Here is an 18,470-nt window from a genome sequence, read left to right as displayed (position 1 = left end):
TCATTTATTTGGCTATAAAGTTTGCTGCGGCTAAATAATCACCTATTTCAAAAGCTCTGAAGATGGGAACACCTGAAAGCCTTGTTCACCGGACAGCATAATGTCTTTCTTTTGTTTCTTTCATCGCCTCTGCTCCCCCTCAGCTCCGGCGTTCATCAGGAGTCTCGCGCAGTCGGCATTGCCCATCCTGGTTGCGATGGAGAGAAGTGTGGTGCCATCCGACAAGATGGCGTTGATATCTGCCTCGGCCCTGATCAGGCGTTTCAAACACTCGAGATTGCCTTCCCTGGCTGCGATGAACAGCGGGGTCGCGCCATCCTCAGTTAGACGGGCGTTGAGGTCAGCCCCGGCGTTGATCAGGAGTTCTACGCAGTCGGAATTGCCCTCCCTGGCTGCGTTGAACAGCGGGGTTGCGCCATCCTCAGTTCTTCGGGCGTTGAGGTCAGCCCCGGCGTTGATCAGGAGTTTCAGGCAGTCGATGTGATTTTCTTGTGCAGCGATGAACAGTGGGCTGGCGCCATCCTTAGCCCGGGCGTTGATATCCGCCCCGGCGTTGATCAGGAGTTCCAGGCAGTCGGTATTGCCCTTCTCGGCTGCGATGAATAGCGGGGTGGTGCCATCCCCACTCGGGATGTTGATATCCGCCCCGGCGTTGATCAGGAGTTTCAGGCAGTCGATGTTATTTTTTTTTGCAGCAATGAACAATGGGGTGGCACCATTCACGAGCCAGACGGTGTTGAGATTGGCCCCGGCGTTGATCAGGAGTTTCACGCTGTCAGTGTGATTTTCTTGTGTAGCGATGAACAGTGGGTTGGCGCCATCCTTAGCCCGGGCGTCGATATCTGCCCCGGCATTGATCAGAAGTTTCACGCAGTCGCTGTGATTTTCCTGGGCAGAGAGGAACAGTGCCGTGGTACCAGTCTCAGAGGCGGTGTTGAGATTCGCTCCGGCGTTGATCAGGCATTCGACGATAGCCTTGTGCCCCCGGTAAGATGCGATCATCAAGGCAGTGAGATCATCATGCGTAATGGCATTGACATTGACGCCTTCTGCCAGTGACTTCTCCACCTGATCCAAATCTCCGTAATAACAGGCATCACAAAACGTCTCATTGGGGAAAAATGCATCCGGATGAGATTCACCGGTGCTCAGATTCACTACAGGCATCGGGTCTTGCCGGCACATCGCACACTGTCTTGAGCCAACGGGCTGAGAAACAAATTGTCTTGAAATACAGTCCAGATGGAAGTGGTGGCCACATTGGGTTCGACTTTGGGTTTTGACGTCCACTGGAGCCATATCCTTGCCATGAAAATCAGCCAAACAAATAGGACAGACTTTATCCTCCGGCTCTACGTCAGTTCCCATGGAGGGGAGGGCGAGCAATACCATCAATAAGTAGAACATCTGTGAAATCAGCTAAATAGTACGGATTAGTCACAAGAAAAGCAGGTTAGCTCATTTGTGTGGCTATAAAGTTTGCTGCGGCAGGGCATTGCCGCCTGGGAGAAGGAATACCAGTGCTTTAGAGGGTGACGCAAAACTCTGGTTCCCATGCTTTCAGGCCCTTTGGGTCTCAGCATGGGAACGAGTTGTTGGCGTTTTGCAACACCTTCCTTACGGCGGGGAAGATGTCAATTTTTCTGCATTGCCTCTGTTTTCTGCCTTGTCTCGAGAGAGGTCAGGTAATTCTGGCAAAGGGTATGGCCCATCCTGGTTGCGATAGCCAGTGGGGTGGTGCCATCCGACAAGGCGGCTTTGGGATCTGCTCCGGCTTGGACAAGGAACACCAGGCAAAAGGCATTGCCCTCCTGAGCTGCGAGGTACGCCGGGGTGTAGCCATCCGTAGTTCGGGCGTTGGGATTCGCTCCGTTTTTGAGCAGGAGTTGCACGATTTTGTTGTTATTATTCAGGATCGCGATTAGCAAGGGGGTGCAGCCATTCGGCAAGGCAGCGTCGACATCCGCTCCAGCTTCAATAAGTTTTACCGTGCAGCAGGTGTTATTTTCCTTGACAGAGGTTAGCAAAGGGGTAGAGCCATCCTTGTTTCGGGCGTTAAGGTCCGCTCCAGCTTTGATCAGGAGTTTGAGGTTGTCGACGTGATTGTTCTGGGCAGCCAGGGACAGTGGTGTGGCGCCCAGGGAATCGGCGGCATTGACTTTCGCCCCGGCGTTGAGCAGGAGTTCCACAACGGCAGGGTTATTTTTTCTGGCAGCCAAGAGCAGTGGTGTGGCACCATCCTCAGTCCGGACGGCGTTGACCTGCGCCCCAGACCTGATCAGGTGTTCGACGACCTCCTCGCTCCCGGTCAAGGATGCTATCATCAAGGCGGTGAGATCATCAGTCATAACGGCATTGACATTGACTCCTTCTGTCAATGACTTCTTCACCTGATCCAAGTCCCCTCTATAGCACGCACTTAAAAACACCTCGTCGGGGAAAGATTCATCCGGGTAAGTTTCGCCGGTGTTCTTATTCACCACAGGCATGGGGTTTTGCTCGCACACCATGCAGTGGCGTGAGCCGATGGGCTGCTTAACCACATGCTTGGAAATACAGACCAGATCGAAGTCGTGGCCACATTGGGTTCGACATGGGGTTCTGGCAGCCAGAGCCGCCACATCGCGGTCATGGAAATCAACCGGACAAACAGGACTGGCATCGGCCTTCGCCGCCTCTTTTTCCGCCACGGCGTTGCTTAGCACTTTCTCGCAGTCGTTATTGCCCAGCCTGGTTGCGATGGACAGTGGGGTGTCACCATTGGGCAAGGTAGCATCGGGATCCGCGCCCCTGCCGATCAGGCGTTTCACAATATCGGTGTTATTTTCTCTGGCAGCGAAGTGTAGCGGGGTGGCGCCTAACTTATTCCGGGCGCGGGGATCCGCCCCTTCGTCGAGCAGGAATTGTACGAAGTTGGCATTGCCCTTATGGACTGCGTTGAACAGCGGGGTGTCGCCATCCTCATTCCGGACCTTGAGATCCGCCCCATTCTCTAGCAGGAGTTTAACCATATCGGCGTTATTTTTTTGGGCAGCCAAGTGCAGCGGTGTGGTGCCAAACATAGTGGGAGTGTGGACATTAGCCCCGGCTTTGATCAGGCGTTTCACGCAGTCGATATTATTTTTCAGGACTGCGATGGCCAGTGGGGTGGTGCCATCGGGCCAGGCAGTGTCGAGATCCGCCCCATTGTTGAGCAAAAGTTCCAGAATGTCGGTTTTATTGTCCTGGGCAGCGCAGAACAGCAGGCTCCTGCCATACGCAGTGGGCTTATTGACATTTGCCCCGGCATTGAGCAGGTGTTTCACGCAGTCGATATTATTTTCCCGGACTGCGATGGCCAGTGGGGTGGTACCATCGGGCAGGGCAGCGTTGATATCCGCCCCATTGTCGAGCAGGAGTTGCATGCAGTCGCTATTGCCCATCTCGGCTGCTAAGAACAGCGATGTGGCGCCCTTCATATTCCAGTCGTCGATATCCACCCCTTTCTCGAGCAGGAGTTTCACAATATCGGTGTTATTTTTTCGGGCAGCCAAGTGCAGCGGGGTCTCGCCATCCTTATTCCGGGCGTTGAGATCCGCCTCGTTTTCGAGCAGGAGTTTCACAATATCGGTGTTATTTTTTCGGGCAGCCAAGTGCAGCGGGGTGTCGCCATCCTTATTCCGGGCGTTGAGATCCGCCTCTTTTTCGAGCAGGAGTTTCACAATATCGGTGTTATTTTCATGGGCAGCCAAGTGCAGCGGGGTGAAGTCAATCTTATTCCGGGCGTCGAGCTCCGCCCCTTCCTCGAGCAGGAGTTTCACAATATCGGTGTTATTTTTTCGGGCAGCCAAGTGCAGCGGGGTGTTGCCAAACACATTGGGCGTCTTGACATTCGCCCCGGCTTTGATCAGGCGTTTCACGCAGTCGATATTGCTCTTCAGGGCTGCAAGGTGCAGCGGTGTGCAGCTACTCTCATTCCGGGCGTCGATATCCGCCCCTTTCTCGAGCAGGAGTTTCACCATATCGGTTTTATTTTCATTGGCAGCGAAGTGCAGCGGAGTGGACCTGCTAAAGGCTTGGGCAGCGTTAACATCTGCCCTGTGTTTAATCAGTTGTTTGGCGACGTCTGTGTACCCCATAAAGGATGCCATTATCAAGGCAGTGTAATTATCCTTCATAGCGGCATTGACATTGACTCCTTCTGCAAGTGACTTTTTCACCTGATCCAAATTTCCATTCAAGCAGGCAACTGAAAACACCTGGTCGGGGAAAAACTTGTCCGGGTGAGATTCACCGGTTTTCAAATCCAACACAGGGAACGGGTTCTGTCCGCAATGCAAGCAGCTGCGTGAGCCTATGGGCTTATAAAGAAATAGCCATGTAAGGCAGGCCAGATGAAAGTGGTGGCCACAGCGGGTTTGACATTCCTGTTTGAGGTCCACAGCCGCCACATGGCGTCCGTAGAACTTACCGGGACAGGCAGAACAGATATCGGCCTTCGGCGTTACGTCAGCGCTCATGGGAAGAGCGTGGGGATTAATGCCGTCCATAACCAGAACCTCCTTGTTATTCAATAAGTTATATAAGTTAGACACAAAAAAAGTACGATAGTTCATTTTTATGGCTACAAAGTTTTTTGTGGCTAAATCATCACGCATTGCAAAACTCAGGGGATGAAAACACTTGAAAGCCGTGTTTACAGGATGATGCAGAGTCCTTCTTCTGTTCTTCTTGTCTTAGCCTCGTTAATGGCTTCCACGCAGTCGAAATGGCCCATCATGGTTGCGACGGACAGCGGGGTGGCGCCATCCGAAGTCCGGGGGGTGTTGAGATTTGCCCCGTTGTCGATCAGGAGTTTCGCAATTTCGGTGTGATTTTTTTGTGCAGCGAAGAACAGCGGGGTGACGCCATTCTCATTCCGGGCGTTGATATCCGCCCCGTAGGTGAGAAAGAGCTTCATGCATTCGATATTGCCATTCTGTGCTGCGATGTGCAGCGGGGTCATGCCAGAGGATAAGACGGCGTTGGGATTCGCCCCGGCGTTGATCAAGAGTCTCACGGAGTCAATAGAGCCCGTCTGGGCCGCCATGGACAGCGGGGTGTGGCCATCCTTAGTCTGGGGGAGGTCGAGTTTCGCCCCCTTACTGATCAGCAGTTCCACAATGTCGATGTGATTGTTTTGCGCAGCGAAGAACAGTGATGTAACGCCTCTCTCAGCCATAGCGGTGTTGACGTTCGCCCCGTTGTTAATCAGGACTTCGGCTAATTCTGTGTGCCCCTCAGCGGATGCAATCAACAAGGGATTGAAATCATAACTCATAACGGCATTGACATAGACTCCTGCTGCCAGTGACCTCTTCACCTCATCCACATCCCCATTCCAGCAGGCACGGGAAAACACCTGGTCGGGAAAAAACTCGTCCGGGTAAGATTTACCGGTTTCCGTATCCAACGCAGGGAACGGGTTTCCTCCGCAATACGCGCAGCTGCGTGAGCCTATGGGCGTATGAACAGATTGCATCGTAAGACAGTCCAGATGGAAGATGTGGCCGCAGTGGCTTTTACATTTAGGGTTGTGTTGCGCAGGCGCCACATTGCGCCCATGGAACTCAGCAAAACAAATATCACATTTATCGGGCTCCGACGTTAATTCAGTGCTGATGGGGAGAGGGGGGTGATTAAGAGTAATGACATCCATAAGTAGAACCTTCATGTTATTAAAGTAAGTTATACGAATTAGACAAAAAAAAAGTAGATAGTTCAGTTTTGTGGCTACAAAGTTTTTTGTGGCTAAATAATCATGCATTGCAAAACCCAGGGGATAAAAACACCTGAAAGCTGTTTTTACAGGATGATGCAGAGCCCTTCTTCTGTTCCCCTGCTTCTCTCGGCCTCGTTAAGCGCTTCCACGCACTCGGTATGGCCCATCCTGGTTGCGATGGACAGCGGTGTGCTGCCATCTGGCAAGGCGGCGTTGGGATCTGCCCCAGCGTTGAGCAGGAGTTCCAAACATTCGGTATGGCCTCCCTCAACAGCTGCGAACAGCGCAGTGGTGCCGTGTTCAGTCCGGGCGTCGAGATCCGGCCCTTTCTCGAGCAGGAGTTGCACGCAGTCGATCTTGCCTCTGAGGGCTGCGGCGTACAGCGGAGTGACGCCATTCAACAAGGCGGTATTGGGATTCACCCCTTTGTCGAGCAGGAGTTTCACGCAGCCGCCAGAGCCCTGCTGGGCTGCCATGGACAGCGGGGTGGCGCCATCCGAAGTCCGGGGGGTGTTGAGATTTGCACGGTTGTCGATCAGGAGTTTCGCAATTTCGGTGTGATTTTTTTGTGCAGCGAAGAACAGCGGGGTGACGCCATTCCCATTCCGGGCGTTGATATCCGCCCCGTAGATGAGCAAGAGCTTCACGCATTCGATATTGCCTTTCTGTGCTGCGATGTGCAGCGGGGTCATGCCAGAGGATAAGACGGCGTTGGGATTTGCCCCGGCGCTGACCAAGAGTCTCACGGAGTCAATAGAGCCCGTCCGGGCCGCCGTGGACAGCGGGGTGTGGCCATCCTTAGTCTGGGGGGGGGGCGAGTTTCGCCCCCTTACTGATCAGGAGTTCCACAATGTCGGTGTGATTGTTTTGCGCAGCGAAGAACAGCGATGTAACGCCTCTCTCAGCCATAGCGGTGTTGACGTTCGCCCCGTTGTTAATCAGGACTTCGGCTAATTCTGTGTGCCCCTAAGCGGATGCAATCAACAAGGGATTGAAATCATAACTCATAACGGCATTGATATAGACTCCTGCTGCCAGTGACTTCTTCACCTCATCCACATCCCCATTCCAGCAGGCACGAGAAAACGCCTGGTCGGGAAAAAACTCGTCTGGGTAAGATTTGCCGGTTTCCGTATCCAGCGCAGGGAACGGGTTTTCTCGGCAATACGCGCAGCTGCGTGAGCCTATGGGCTTATGAACAGATAGCATCGTAAGACAGTCCAGATGGAAGATGTGGCCGCAGTGGCTTTTACATTTAGGGTTGTGTTGCGCAGGCGCCACATTGCGGCCATGGAACTCAGCAAAACAAATATCACATTTATCGGGCTCCGACGTTAATTCAGTGCTGATGGGGAGAGGGGGGTGATTAAGAGTAATGGCATCCATAAGTAGAACCTTCATGTTATTAAAGTAAGTTATACGAATTAGACAAAAAAAAGTAGAAAGTTCAGTTTTATGGCTGTTGAGTTTGCTGCGGCTAAATCATCACGCATTGCAAAACTCAGGGGATGAAAACACCTGAAAGCCGTGTGTGCAGGATGACGCAGAGCCCTTCTAGTGTTCCCCAACTTGTCTCGGCCTCGTTAAGGGCTTCCACGCACTCGGTATGGCCCATCCTGGTTGCGACGGACAGCGGGGTGGTGCCATCCGGCAAGGCGGCGTTGATATCTGCCCCAGCTCCGATCAGGCGTTTCAAACATTCGGTATGGCCTCCCCTGGCAGCTACGAACAGCGCAGTGGTGCCGTATTCAGTCCGGGCGTCGAGATCCGGCCCTTTCTCTAGCAAGAGTTGCAAGCAGTCGATCCTGCCTTTAAGGGCTGCGGCGCACAGCGGAGTGACGCCATTCAACGAGGCGGTGTTGGGATTCACCCCTTTGTCGAGCAGGAGTTTTACGCAGCCGCCAGAGCCCTCTTGGGCTGCGATGGCCAGCGGGGTGGCGCCATCCGAAGTCCGGGGGGTGTTGAGATTTGCCCCGTTGTCGATCAGGAGTTGCGCAATTTCGGTGAGATTTTTTTCTGCAGCGAAGAACAGCGGGGTGGCGCCATCCTCATTCCGGGCGTTGACATCCGCTTTGGCGAGGAGCAAGAGTCTCACGAAGTCGGTAGAGCCCTTCTGGACTGCAATAGTGAGCAGGGTGTGGCCAGACGACAAGACGACGTTGGGATTCGCCCCGGCGATGAGCAAGAATCTTACTGGGTCGATAGAGCCCACCTGGGTCGCTACGGACAGCGGGGTGTGGCCAGCATTAGTCTCGGGGATGTCGAGCTTCGCCTCCTTACTGATCAGCAGGTTCACAATGTCGGTGTAATTGTTTTGAGCAGCGAAGAACAGCGGTGTAACGCCTGTTTCAGCCATAGCGGCGTTGACGTCCGCCCCGTTGTTAATCAGGACCTTGGCTAATTCTGTGTGCCCCTCAGTGGATGCAATCAACAAGGGATTGAAACCATGACTCATAACGGCGTCGACATAGACTCCTGCTGCCAGTGACTTCTTCACTCCATCCACATCCCCATTCCAGCAGGCACGTAAAAACACCTGGTCGGGGAAAAACTCTTCCGGGTAAGATTTACCGGTTTCCGTATCCAACACAGGGAACGGCTTTCCTCGGCAATACCCGCAGCTGCGTGAGCCTATGGGCTTAAGAACAGATAGCATCGTAAGACAGTCCAGATGGAAGATGTGGCCGCAGTGGCTTTCACATTTAGGGTTGTGTTGCGCAGGCGTCACATCGCGGCCATGGAACTCACCGAAACAAATATCACATTTATGTGCCTCCGACGTTAATTCAGTGGTGATGGGGAGAGAGGGGTGATTAATGGCATCCATTAGAAGAACCTCCATGTTATGTAAGTTATACAAATTAGACACAAAAAAAGTACGATAGTTCAGTCTTATGGCTGTTGAGTTTGCTGCGGCTAAATCATCACGCATTTCAGAACTCAGGAGATGGAAACACCTGAAAGCTGTGTTTACAGGATGATGCAGAACCCTTCTTCTGTTCCCCTGCTTCTCTCGGCCTCGTTAAGGGCTTCCACGCACCCGGTATGGCCCATCCTGGTTGCGATGGACAGCGGGGTGGTGCCATCCGGCAAGGCAGCGTTGATATCTGCCCCGGCCAGGATCAGGCTTTTCAAACATTCGGTATGGCCTCCCTCAGCGGCTACGAACAGCGCAGTGGCGCCGTATTTAGTCCGGGCGTTGAGATCCGGCCCTTTCTCGAGCAGGAGTTGCACGCAGTCGATCCTGCCTTTAAGGGCTGCGGCGTACAGCGGAGTGACGCCATTCAACAAGGCGGTGTTGGGATTCACCCCTTTGTCGAGCAGGAGTTTCACGCAGCCGCCAGAGCCCTGCTGGGCTGCCATGGACAGCGGGGTGGCGCCATCCGAAGTCCGGGGGGGGGTGAGATTTGCCCCGGCGTTGATCAGGAGTTTCGCAATTTCGGTGAGATTTTTTTGTGCAGCGAAGAACAGCGGGGTGACGCCATTCTCATTCAGGGCGTTGATATCCGCCCCGTAGGTGAGCAAGAGCTCAACGCATTCGATATTGCCATTCTGTGCTGCGATGTGCAGCGGGGTCATGCCACAGGATAAGACGGCGTTGGGATTCGCCCCGGCGATGAGCAAGAGTCGCACGGAGTCGTTAGAGCCCTGCAGGACTGCCATGGACAGCGGGGTGTGGCCATCCGTAGTCCGGGGGGAATCGAGTTTCGCCCCCTTATTGATCAGGAGTTTCAAAATATCGGTGTGATTTTGTTGTGCAGCGAAGAACAGCGGGGTAACGCCATCCTCAGCCATAGCGGCGTTGATGTCCGCCCCTTGGTTAATCAGGACTTCGGCGAGGGTTGTATGCCCCTCACCGGATGCCATCAACAAGGCATTGAAATCACCCTTCATAACGGCATCGACATAGACTCCTTCTGCCAGTGACTTCGTCACCTGATTCAAGTCCCCGTGAAGACAGACATCATAAAACCTCTTATCGGGGAAAAACTTATCCGGGTAAGATTCGCCGGTTTTCATATTCAACACAGGGAACGGCTTTCCTCGGCAATACGCGCAGCTGCGTGAGCCTATGGGCATACCATAAAATAGCCTCGTAAGACATTTCAGATGGAAGAGATGGCCACAGTGGGTTTTACATTCGGGGTCGTCTTCCACAGGCGTGACATCTCGACCACGGAACTCAACGAAACAAATATTACATTCATCGGCCTCCGAAGTTACTTCAGTGCTCATGGTGAGAGCAGAAAGACTAATTGTATTCATAAGTAAAACCCCCGTGTAATTTAATGAGTTATACAAATTTAGACACTAAAAAAGTACGATAGTTCAGTTTTATGGCTGTTAAGTTTGCTGTGGCTGAATCATCACGCATTTCAGAACTCAGGAGATGGAAACACCTGAAAGCTGTTTTTACTGGAGAACACCGCGCCTTTCTTTTGCTTCCTGGCTTTTCCCGGTCGCGATAAGGACTTTTACGCAGTCGGTATTGCCCATTCTGGTTGCGATGGACAGCGGGGTGGAGCCATTCCTGGTCCGGGCGTTGAGATCCGCACCGGCGTTGATCAGGCGTTTCAGGCATTCGGTATTGCCTCTCAGGGCTGCGATATAAAGCGGGGTGATACCATTCGACGAGGCTTCGTTGGGATCCAGCCCGGCGTTGAGCAGGAGTTTCACGCAGTCGGTATTGCCTCTCAGGGCTGCGATGTACAGCAGGGTCATGCCACTCGACAAGGCTGCGCTGGTATCCGCCCCGGCGTAGATCAGGAGTCTCGCGCACTCGGTGCAGCCCTCCTGGACTGCGATGGACAGCGGGGTGGCGCCATCCGAAGTCCGGGGGGTGTTGAGATCCGCCCCGGCACCGATCAGGAGTCTCGTAATGTCAATGTCATTGTTTTTTGCAGCGAAGAACAGCGCGGTAACGCCATCCTCAGCCCGAGCGGCGTTGACGTCCGCCCCGTTTCTAATCAGGAGTTCGGCGAGGTCTGTGAACCCCTCACTGGATGCAATCATCAAGGCGGTGAAACCAGCATTCATAACGGCATTGATATAGACTCCTTCTGCCAGCAGCTTCTGCACCTGTTGCAAATCCCCGGAACAACAGGCACTACGAAACATCTGATCGGGGAAAAATTTATCCGGGTAAGATTTACCGGTGTTTATATTCAACAACGGGATCGGATTTTGTCGGCAAAGCTTGCAGCGGCGTGAGCCTATGGGCTCATCAACAAATTGCCCCGTAATGCAGTCCAGATGGAAGTAGTGGCCACAGTGGGTTTGACATTTGGGGTTGAGGTTCACAGGCGCCACATTGCGGCCATGGAACTCACCGTGACAAATAGAACAGACATCGGCTTCCGACGTCAATTCAACGCCCATGGAGAGAGGGGAGGGAGCAATAGCATCCATAAGTAGAGTTTCCGTGTTATTTAGTGAGTTATACAAACCAGACATAAAAAATTACGATGGTTCAGCTATATGGCTATATCAAAAAATCGGAAAATGAGAACACCTGAGAGCCGTGTTTACCGGATAACTAACGCTTTTGTTTTGTTCCCTGCTCTGCCCCGGCGTTGATCAGGAGTTTCTCGCAGTCGGTATTGCCCATCACGGTTGCAATGGCCAGTGGGGTGGTGCCATCCGACAAGGCAGCGTTGATATCTACCTCGGCCCTGATCAGGAGTTTCATACACTCGCTATTGCCTTTGCGGGCTGCGATGAACAGCGGGGTCGCACCATCCTCAGTCCTTCGGGCGTCGAGATCGGCCCCGGCGTTGATCAGGAGTTCCACGCAGTCGGTATTGTCTTGTGCAACAGCGGCGTGCAGCGGGGTGGCGCCATTCTTGATCCGGGCGTTGAGATCCGCCCCGGCTTCGATCAGAATTTTCAGGCAGTCGACGTTATTGTTCAGGGCAGCGATGAACAACGGGGTGGCGTCATCTTTGGTTCGGGGGTTGAGACCTGCCTTGGCGTCGGCCAGGAGTTTCACGCAGTCGGGGTGATTTTCCTGGGCAGCGATGAACAGCGCGGTGGCGCCATCCTTATTCTGGGCGTTGAGGTCCGCCCCGGCGTTGATCAGGAGTTTCGCGCAGTCGGTATTGCCTTTCTGGGCTGCGATGTATAGCGGAGTAGAACCATCTTTGATGCGGGCGTTGAGGTCCGCCCCGGCTTCGATCAGGAGTTTTACGCATTCGCTATGGCCTCCTGCAGCAGCGCTGAACAGCGGAGTGCAGCCACTCGACAAGATGGCGTTGGGATCCGCTCCGTCGTTGATCAGGAGTTTCAAGCTGTCGATGTGATTTTCTTGTGCAGCGATGAACAGCGGGGTGACGCCATGCTTATTTCGCGCGTTGAGATCCGCCTTGGCTTCGATCAGGGTTTTCACACAGTCGCTATGACCTCTCGCAGCAGCAATGATTAGCGGGGTGCTGTCATCCTTGTTCCGGGCGTCGGGGTCTGCCTTGGCTTTGAGCAGGGCTTTTACGCAAGTGGTATGGCCTTTCGCAGCAGCGATGAACAGCGGGGTGGTGCCATCCTCAGTCCGGACGTCAGGCTCTGCCCCGGCGTCGAGCAGGAGTTTCACGCACTCGGTGTGATTTTTTTGTACCGCAATGAAAAGCGGGGTGACGCCATCCTCAGTCTTGGCGTTGAGATCCGCCTTGGCTTCGATCAGGGCTTTCACGCAGGCGGTATTGCCCATCTCGGCTGCAATATAGAGCGGGTTGGCACCATCCTTGAAGCGGGCATTGAGATTCGCCCCGGCCTTGATCAGGAGTTTCAAACAGTCGATTTGATTTTCCTGTGCCGCAATGAAAAGCGCAGTGATGTCACCATCCTTAGTCCTGGCATTGAGATCTGCCTTGGCTTCGATCAGGGCTTCCACGCAGTCGGCATGGCCTTTCGCAGTAGCAACGATCAGTGGGGTGAAGTCATCCTTAGCCCTGGCGTTGAGGTCTGCCTTGGCTTCGATCAGGGCTTTCACGCAATCGGTATGGCCATTCGCAGCAGCGATGAACAGTGGGCCGGTGCCATCTTCATTACGAGTGTTGATATCGACCCCGGCGTTGAGCAGGGCTTTCACGCAAGCGGTATGGCCATTCGCAGCAGCGATGACAAGCGGGGTGCTGCCATCCTTAGTCCTGGCGTTGAGGTCCGCCTTGGCTTCGATCAGGAGTTTCACGCATTCGGCGTGATTTTCCTGTGCAGCCATGAGCAGCGGGGTGGCGCCACCCTTGGTCCGGGCATTGAGATCCGCCCCGCCTTCGATCAGGAGTTTCATGCACTCGGTATTGCCCATCTCGGCTGCGATGAGCAGCGGGGTGGTGCCATCCGGCAGGGCAGCGTCAAGATCTGCCCCGGCTTCGATCAGGAGTTTCACGCAGTCGATATTGCCCATCTCGACTGCCATGAGCAGCGGAGAGGTGCCATCCAGCAGGGCGGCGTCAAGATCTGCCCCGGCTTCAATCAGGAGTTTCACGCACTCGGTATTGCCCATCTCGACTGCCATGAGCAGCGGGGTGTTACCATCTTTAGTTCGGACGTTGAGGTCTGCCTTGGCTTCGATCAGGAGTTTCAGGCATTCGGTATTGCCGTTCTGGGCTGCCAGAAGCAGCGGGGTAGCACCATCCTTAGTCCCGGCGTTGAGATCCGCCCCGGCTTTGATGAGGGCTTTCACGCACTCGGTATTGCCTTTCGAAGCAGCGATGAGCAGCGGGGTGGCGCCCTGCCTGGACTGGGTGTCGAGATTCGCCTTGGCTTCGATCAGAGCTTTCACGGACTCGGTATTGCCTTTCGAAGCAGCGATGAACAGCGCGGTGGCGCCATGGGAAGTTCGGACGTTGCTATCTGCCTTGGCTTCGAGCAGTCTTTTCAGGCAGGCGGTGTTATTTTTTTGTGCAGCTATGATCACTGCGGTAAGACCGCTCTTAGCGACGGCGTTGAGATTGGCTCCGGTGTTGATCAGGCATTCGACGATCGCCATATGCCCACTCATGGATGCCATCATCAAGGCAGTGAAATCATCATACGCAATGTAATGGACATTGACATTGATTCCTCCTGCCAGAGTTCTTTCCACCTGATCCAAATCCCCTTCAAAACAGGCACGAAAAAACGTCGGATCAGGGAAAAACGTATCCGGGTGAGACTCCCCGGTGTTCAGATTCAACACAGGCATCGGGTCTTGTCGGCACATTGCGCACCGCCGTGAGCCGATGGGCTGATCGACAAAACACTTCGAAATACAGTCCAGATCAAAGAGGTGGCCACAACATCGGGTTTTGACCACCACGGGCGCTACAACACGACCATGAAAATGGGTCAAACAAATAGGGCAGGGATGTGCCTCCTCTGATACTTCAGTATCACTGGGGGAAGGGTTGCGAGCAATGCCGTCCATAAGTACACATCTGTGTTAGTGAATAAGCAATGCCGGTTGGACACAAGAAAAGTAAAATAGTTCAGCTACATAGTTATAAAATTTGCGGTAGCCAAATAATCACCCATTTCAAAAACCCGGAAGATGGGAACACCTGAAAGGTCTATTTACTGGATAGCACAAGAGCTTTCTTTTGTTTTCCTGACCGCCACTGTTTCCTACTCTGCCCCAGCGTTAGTCAGGAGTTCCTCGCAGTCGGTATTGCCTTTCGCAGCAGCAACGAAGAGCGGGGTGAGGCCAGTCTCAGTGCAGGCGTTGAGATCTGCTCCGGCGTCGAGAAAGAGTTTCACGCAGTCGATGTTGCCTCTCATAGTGGCAATTAACAGCGGAGTGGCGCCATCCGACGTGGCGGCGTTAAGATCCGCTCCGGCGTTGATCAGGAGTTCTACACAGTCAGTGTTATTTTCCTGGGCAGCGATGAACAGCGGTGTGGCGCCATCCGACATGGCGGTGTTGAGACTCGCCTTGGCTTCGATCAGGGCTTTCACGCAGTCGGTATTGCCTTTCCAGGCTGCGATGAGCAGCGGGGTGGAGCCATCATCGGTCTGGGCGTTGAGATCCGCCCCGGCTTCGATCAGAGCTGTCAAGCAGTCGATGTTATTTTTTTGGGCAGCGATGAACAGCGGGGTGGTGCCATCCGACAAGGTGGCGTTGAGATCCGCCCCGGCGTTGATCAGGAGTTTCACACAGTCGGTATTGCCTTTCGCAGCAGCAACGTAAAGCGGGGTGGCGCCATTCCTGGTCCGGGCGTTGAGATCCGCATCGGCGCTGATCAGGAGTTTCACACAGTCGGTGTTATTTTTTTGTGCAGCGATGAACAGTGGGGTGGTGTCATCTTTATTCCGGGCGTTGAGGTCCGCTGCGGCATTGATCAGGCGTTTCACGCAGTCGGTATTACCGAACTCAGCAGCGATGAACAGCGCGGTGGCGCCATGGGAAGTTCGGACGTTGCTATCTGCCTTGGCTTCGAGCAGTCTTTTCAGGCAGGCGGTGTTATTTTTTTGTGCAGCTATGATCACTGCGGTAAGACCGCTCTTAGCGACGGCGTTGAGATTGGCTCCGGCGTTGATCAGGCATTCGACGATCGCCATATGCCCACTCATGGATGCCATCATCAAGGCAGTGAAATCATCATACGCAATGTAATGGACATTGACATTGATTCCTCCTGCCAGAGTTCTTTCCACCTGATCCAAATCCCCTTCAAAACAGGCACGAAAAAACGTCGGATCAGGGAAAAACGTATCCGGGTGAGACTCCCCGGTGTTCAGGTTCAGCATAGGCATCGGGTTTTGACGACCACAGGTACTTCACTTCGACCATGGAAGTTAGCCAAACAAATAGGACAGTGATCGGCCTTGAGTGTCCATGGGGAAAGAGTAGCGAGCAATGCCACATATAAGTAGAACATCTGTGTTGGTCAATAAGCAGCGTGGGTTGGATGTAAAAAAGCATGTTAGTTCATTTATTTGGCTATCAAAGTTTGCTGTGGCCAGATAATCACCTGCTTCAAAAACTCAGGAGATGGGAACACCTGAAAGGTGTATTTACTGGAGAGCACAAGATCTTTCTTTTGTTTCTCTGACCGCCACTGTTTCCTACTTTGCCCCGGCGTTGGTCAGGAGTTTCAGGCACTCGGTATGGTCATTCTGAGCTGCGATGAACAGAGGGGTAGCACCAGTCGTAATCCTGGCGGCGTTGAGATCCGCTCCGGCTTCGATCAGGATTTTCAGGCAGTCGGTATTGCCATTCTGCGCTGCCATGTACAGCGAGGTGGCGCCATCTTTATTCCGGGCGTTGAGGTCCGCCCCGGCGTTGATCAGGAGTTTCACACAGTCTGAATTGCTTAACGCAGCAGCAACGTGCAGCGGCGTGATGCCTTTCCTGGACCGGGCGTTGATATCTGCCCCGGCGTTGATGAAGAGTTTCACGCACTCGATGCTATTACTCAGGGTGGCGATGTACAGCGGGGTGGTGCCATCCCTGATCCTGAAAGCGTTGAGATCCGCTCTGGCATTGATCAGTATTTTAACGCAGTCGGTGTTATTTTCTTGTGTAGCAATGAACAACGGGGTGGCGCCATGCTCAGTTTGCGCGTTGATATCCGCCCTGGCGTTGATCAGGAGTTTCACACAGTCGGTATGGCCTTTCGCAGCAGCAACGTGCAGCGGCGTGGCGCCAGACCTGGTCCGGGCGTTGATATCTGCCCCGGCGTTGATCAGGCGTTTCACGCACTCGGTATTACCGAACTCAGCAGCGATGAACAGAGCGGTGGCACCATTAGAACGGGTAGCGTCGTGGTTTGCTCCCGTGTTGATCAGGCGTACGACGACATCCGTATGCCCACTGTGGCATGCTAACATCAAGGCTGTGAAATCATCAGTCCTAAAGGCATTGACATTGACTCCTTCTGCCAGTGACCTCTCTACCTGATCCAGATCCCCGTTAGAGCAGGCAAGATAAAACCTCCAATCGGGGAAGAATGTATCCGGGTGAGATTCACTGGTGTTCTGGTTCACCACAGGCATCGGGTTTTGCCGACACATCGCGCACCGGCGTGCGCCGATGGGCTGATCAACAAAGCACATCGAAAGGCAGTCCAGATCAAAGCGGTGACCACAACATTGGGTTTTAACGATCACAGGCGCTCCACTTCGGTCATGGAAGTTAGCCAAACAAATGGGACAGTGATCGGCCTTCAGTGCCCATGGGGTGAGGGTAGCGAGCAATACCACATATAAGTAGAACATCTGTGTTGGTCAATAAGCAGTGTGGTTTGGATGCAAAAAGCATGTTAGTTCATTTATTCGGCTATCAAAGTTTGCTGTGGCCAGATAATCACCTATTACAAAAACTCAGAGGATCGGAACACCTGAAAGTTTTGTTTACTCGATAGCACAAGGCCTTTCTTGTTTTCCCCTCCTTTAAAGGTGATGTCTGAAATTTCAGTCGATTGCACTTTGATATGGCAAGAGTTTTCCGGACACTTTTTTACACTGCATAGGCAAACTTCTATTCGTACTCGAACGGCGCCAGGTAGCCATTGGCTGAGTGCTTTCTCTGGCGATTGTAAAACACTTCGATATACTCAAAAATTGCTTACTGTGCCTCCTTCGCGCTGCCTATCTGCATCTTCTTGAAACCCGATATCTGAAAAAAGTCACCAGAGTTCAGAAAGACTTCGACAAAGGTGATGTCTGAAATCACAGGGTATATTCCGAACATCGAACTCACATTGACTTTGCACTTTCCTCAACTATCTTTCCTGACTACAAAATCAGCAAGAGATTCATCGAATAATGGAACAATTGCTTTTTGCGGCACCTCTGTTGCTCTTTTTCTCTTTGCCTGCCATCTGTCAGGCAGACTCGTTTACAAGACATCTTGCTGTCGAACAGTTTGTCGCTGTCGGCTGGCTTTTAAAAAACTATTGGAACCCCGATTCATTGCTGTTTAACCCGGGGGATCAACTGGAGGCAAGTCGGGATGACCCGTTTACAATCATTACCATGATGCTCCCCGGACAAAACAAACAACAAAGTGACCAACAAAACCCGTCATCAGAATCATCCAGCCAACAAGCCTCAGGGACAACCGGCCATGTCAGAGGCTCTGTCAGTAACCCCCTGTCGTCTGGTTCTGGCGGTGGTAATGAACATCCTGAACAAGACCTGCATACGTTGGATTTAAATTGTTATGCCGGTTCCTGTCATGGTGTTTGTGAACTCCGACAAAAATTCAATAATATTACGTTAGCTGAAGAGTCGCTGAGTTACGCAGAAAATTCGACAGGACACAATCATCATGAGATGACAGAAACACAGCCCTCTCAGCCGCAAGCCCGTGAGGGTGCCGAAGAAGCGAGCAAAATGGATGAATCAAACGCAGAAGCTTGTTGCAATATTTCACAATTCATAAATTTCCTGGATTATTTAAAAGATATTCTCATTGAAAATGGTGCGCAATTTAGAGCGTCAAGCCCTGTAGAATTCAATAATGCCATCGATTTACTTAAATCTCTTAACCCTTCCGATATTTCAATAGTTCAAGAGAGAGACCCGATTCGTGACTTTTCAGACTGTGAAGACGGTTGTGAAGGCGATTATAGGGACATTCGGTCTCTCGTCTTTTATAGGGGTGAGCCGTTATTTACAGTAACAAAGACTGACAGTGAAACTAGATTTGAAGGACGCTGTACATATGGGGAATCGGCATATATTGAAATCACAAAGTTATTTGTTGAACTCCATGTTCGTTATGCTCTCAGATTCCTATCTTTTTAAAGGCTGAATT

Annotated in this window: 13 protein-coding genes and 1 pseudogene; 1 reads left to right on the top strand and 13 read right to left on the bottom strand. The window is 52.8% G+C overall.

Annotation, left to right across the window (positions count from 1 at the left end; all coding sequences use genetic code 11):
- Positions 1–120: 120 nt before the first annotated feature.
- From ACOMHB_RS24060 to ACOMHB_RS24000, 13 genes and pseudogenes are all read right to left on the bottom strand, one after another.
- Positions 121–1,407 carry an ankyrin repeat domain-containing protein gene (locus tag ACOMHB_RS24060; protein ID WP_448218544.1) on the bottom strand — a complete coding sequence of 429 codons (1,287 nt, stop codon included), beginning with the start codon at positions 1,405–1,407 and terminating at the stop codon, positions 121–123.
- A gap of 227 nt (positions 1,408–1,634) precedes the next feature.
- Positions 1,635–4,529: an ankyrin repeat domain-containing protein gene (locus tag ACOMHB_RS24055; RefSeq protein WP_448218543.1), complete on the bottom strand. Its 2,895-nt coding sequence runs from the start codon at positions 4,527–4,529 to the stop codon at positions 1,635–1,637.
- 146 nt (positions 4,530–4,675) lie between these two features.
- Positions 4,676–5,677: an ankyrin repeat domain-containing protein gene (locus ACOMHB_RS24050; RefSeq protein ID WP_448218542.1), complete on the bottom strand. Its 1,002-nt coding sequence runs from the start codon at positions 5,675–5,677 to the stop codon at positions 4,676–4,678.
- Positions 5,678–5,823: 146 nt separating this feature from the next.
- Entirely contained in the window at positions 5,824–6,522 is a 699-nt protein-coding gene (locus ACOMHB_RS24045) for an ankyrin repeat domain-containing protein (protein ID WP_448218672.1), read from the bottom strand.
- Positions 6,523–6,538: 16 nt separating this feature from the next.
- The gene (locus ACOMHB_RS24040; RefSeq protein ID WP_448218541.1) at positions 6,539–6,649 is read right to left on the bottom strand and encodes a hypothetical protein; all 111 of its coding nucleotides are present in this window, start codon (positions 6,647–6,649) and stop codon (positions 6,539–6,541) included.
- A gap of 57 nt (positions 6,650–6,706) precedes the next feature.
- Positions 6,707–7,126, bottom strand: a complete 420-nt coding sequence (locus ACOMHB_RS24035; RefSeq protein WP_448218540.1) for an RING finger protein — start codon at positions 7,124–7,126, stop codon at positions 6,707–6,709.
- A 115-nt stretch (positions 7,127–7,241) separates the two neighbouring features.
- A complete protein-coding gene (locus ACOMHB_RS24030) occupies positions 7,242–8,567 on the bottom strand; it encodes an ankyrin repeat domain-containing protein (protein ID WP_448218539.1) in 1,326 nt (441 codons plus the stop codon).
- Between the two features lie 143 nt (positions 8,568–8,710).
- Positions 8,711–10,006, bottom strand: coding sequence for an ankyrin repeat domain-containing protein (locus ACOMHB_RS24025; protein ID WP_448218538.1), 1,296 nt, complete (start codon positions 10,004–10,006; stop codon positions 8,711–8,713).
- A 147-nt stretch (positions 10,007–10,153) separates the two neighbouring features.
- Positions 10,154–11,149, bottom strand: coding sequence for an ankyrin repeat domain-containing protein (locus ACOMHB_RS24020; RefSeq protein ID WP_448218537.1), 996 nt, complete (start codon positions 11,147–11,149; stop codon positions 10,154–10,156).
- A gap of 127 nt (positions 11,150–11,276) precedes the next feature.
- Entirely contained in the window at positions 11,277–14,138 is a 2,862-nt protein-coding gene (locus tag ACOMHB_RS24015; protein ID WP_448218536.1) for an ankyrin repeat domain-containing protein, read from the bottom strand.
- 197 nt (positions 14,139–14,335) lie between these two features.
- Positions 14,336–15,463 carry an ankyrin repeat domain-containing protein gene (locus ACOMHB_RS24010; RefSeq protein WP_448218535.1) on the bottom strand — a complete coding sequence of 376 codons (1,128 nt, stop codon included), beginning with the start codon at positions 15,461–15,463 and terminating at the stop codon, positions 14,336–14,338.
- 312 nt (positions 15,464–15,775) lie between these two features.
- A complete protein-coding gene (locus ACOMHB_RS24005; protein WP_448218534.1) occupies positions 15,776–16,927 on the bottom strand; it encodes an ankyrin repeat domain-containing protein in 1,152 nt (383 codons plus the stop codon).
- Positions 16,928–17,189: 262 nt separating this feature from the next.
- Positions 17,190–17,276: pseudogene (locus tag ACOMHB_RS24000) on the bottom strand (IS3 family transposase); the annotation flags it as partial.
- 200 nt (positions 17,277–17,476) lie between these two features.
- Between ACOMHB_RS24000 and ACOMHB_RS23995 the strand changes: the two are divergent.
- Entirely contained in the window at positions 17,477–18,460 is a 984-nt protein-coding gene (locus ACOMHB_RS23995) for a hypothetical protein (RefSeq protein ID WP_448218533.1), read from the top strand.
- Positions 18,461–18,470: the final 10 nt, after the last annotated feature.

The sequence above is a fragment of the Endozoicomonas sp. 2B-B genome, from assembly GCF_053470045.1.
This window is presented reverse-complemented; position numbering and strand designations above follow the sequence as displayed.

What these genes read in the sequence shown, in the direction of transcription:
- ACOMHB_RS24060 (WP_448218544.1), bottom strand. Translation starts at nt 1,407, where the DNA reads ATGTTCTACTTATTGATGGTATTGCTCGCCCTCCCCTCCATGGGAACT.
- ACOMHB_RS24055 (WP_448218543.1), bottom strand. Translation starts at nt 4,529, where the DNA reads ATGGACGGCATTAATCCCCACGCTCTTCCCATGAGCGCTGACGTAACG.
- ACOMHB_RS24050 (WP_448218542.1), bottom strand. Translation starts at nt 5,677, where the DNA reads ATGGATGTCATTACTCTTAATCACCCCCCTCTCCCCATCAGCACTGAA.
- ACOMHB_RS24040 (WP_448218541.1), bottom strand. Translation starts at nt 6,649, where the DNA reads ATGGCTGAGAGAGGCGTTACATCGCTGTTCTTCGCTGCGCAAAACAAT.
- ACOMHB_RS24035 (WP_448218540.1), bottom strand. Translation starts at nt 7,126, where the DNA reads ATGGATGCCATTACTCTTAATCACCCCCCTCTCCCCATCAGCACTGAA.
- ACOMHB_RS24030 (WP_448218539.1), bottom strand. Translation starts at nt 8,567, where the DNA reads ATGGATGCCATTAATCACCCCTCTCTCCCCATCACCACTGAATTAACG.
- ACOMHB_RS24025 (WP_448218538.1), bottom strand. Translation starts at nt 10,006, where the DNA reads ATGAATACAATTAGTCTTTCTGCTCTCACCATGAGCACTGAAGTAACT.
- ACOMHB_RS24020 (WP_448218537.1), bottom strand. Translation starts at nt 11,149, where the DNA reads ATGGATGCTATTGCTCCCTCCCCTCTCTCCATGGGCGTTGAATTGACG.
- ACOMHB_RS24015 (WP_448218536.1), bottom strand. Translation starts at nt 14,138, where the DNA reads ATGGACGGCATTGCTCGCAACCCTTCCCCCAGTGATACTGAAGTATCA.
- ACOMHB_RS24010 (WP_448218535.1), bottom strand. Translation starts at nt 15,463, where the DNA reads ATGCCTATGCTGAACCTGAACACCGGGGAGTCTCACCCGGATACGTTT.
- ACOMHB_RS24005 (WP_448218534.1), bottom strand. Translation starts at nt 16,927, where the DNA reads ATGTTCTACTTATATGTGGTATTGCTCGCTACCCTCACCCCATGGGCA.
- ACOMHB_RS23995 (WP_448218533.1), top strand. Translation starts at nt 17,477, where the DNA reads ATGGAACAATTGCTTTTTGCGGCACCTCTGTTGCTCTTTTTCTCTTTG.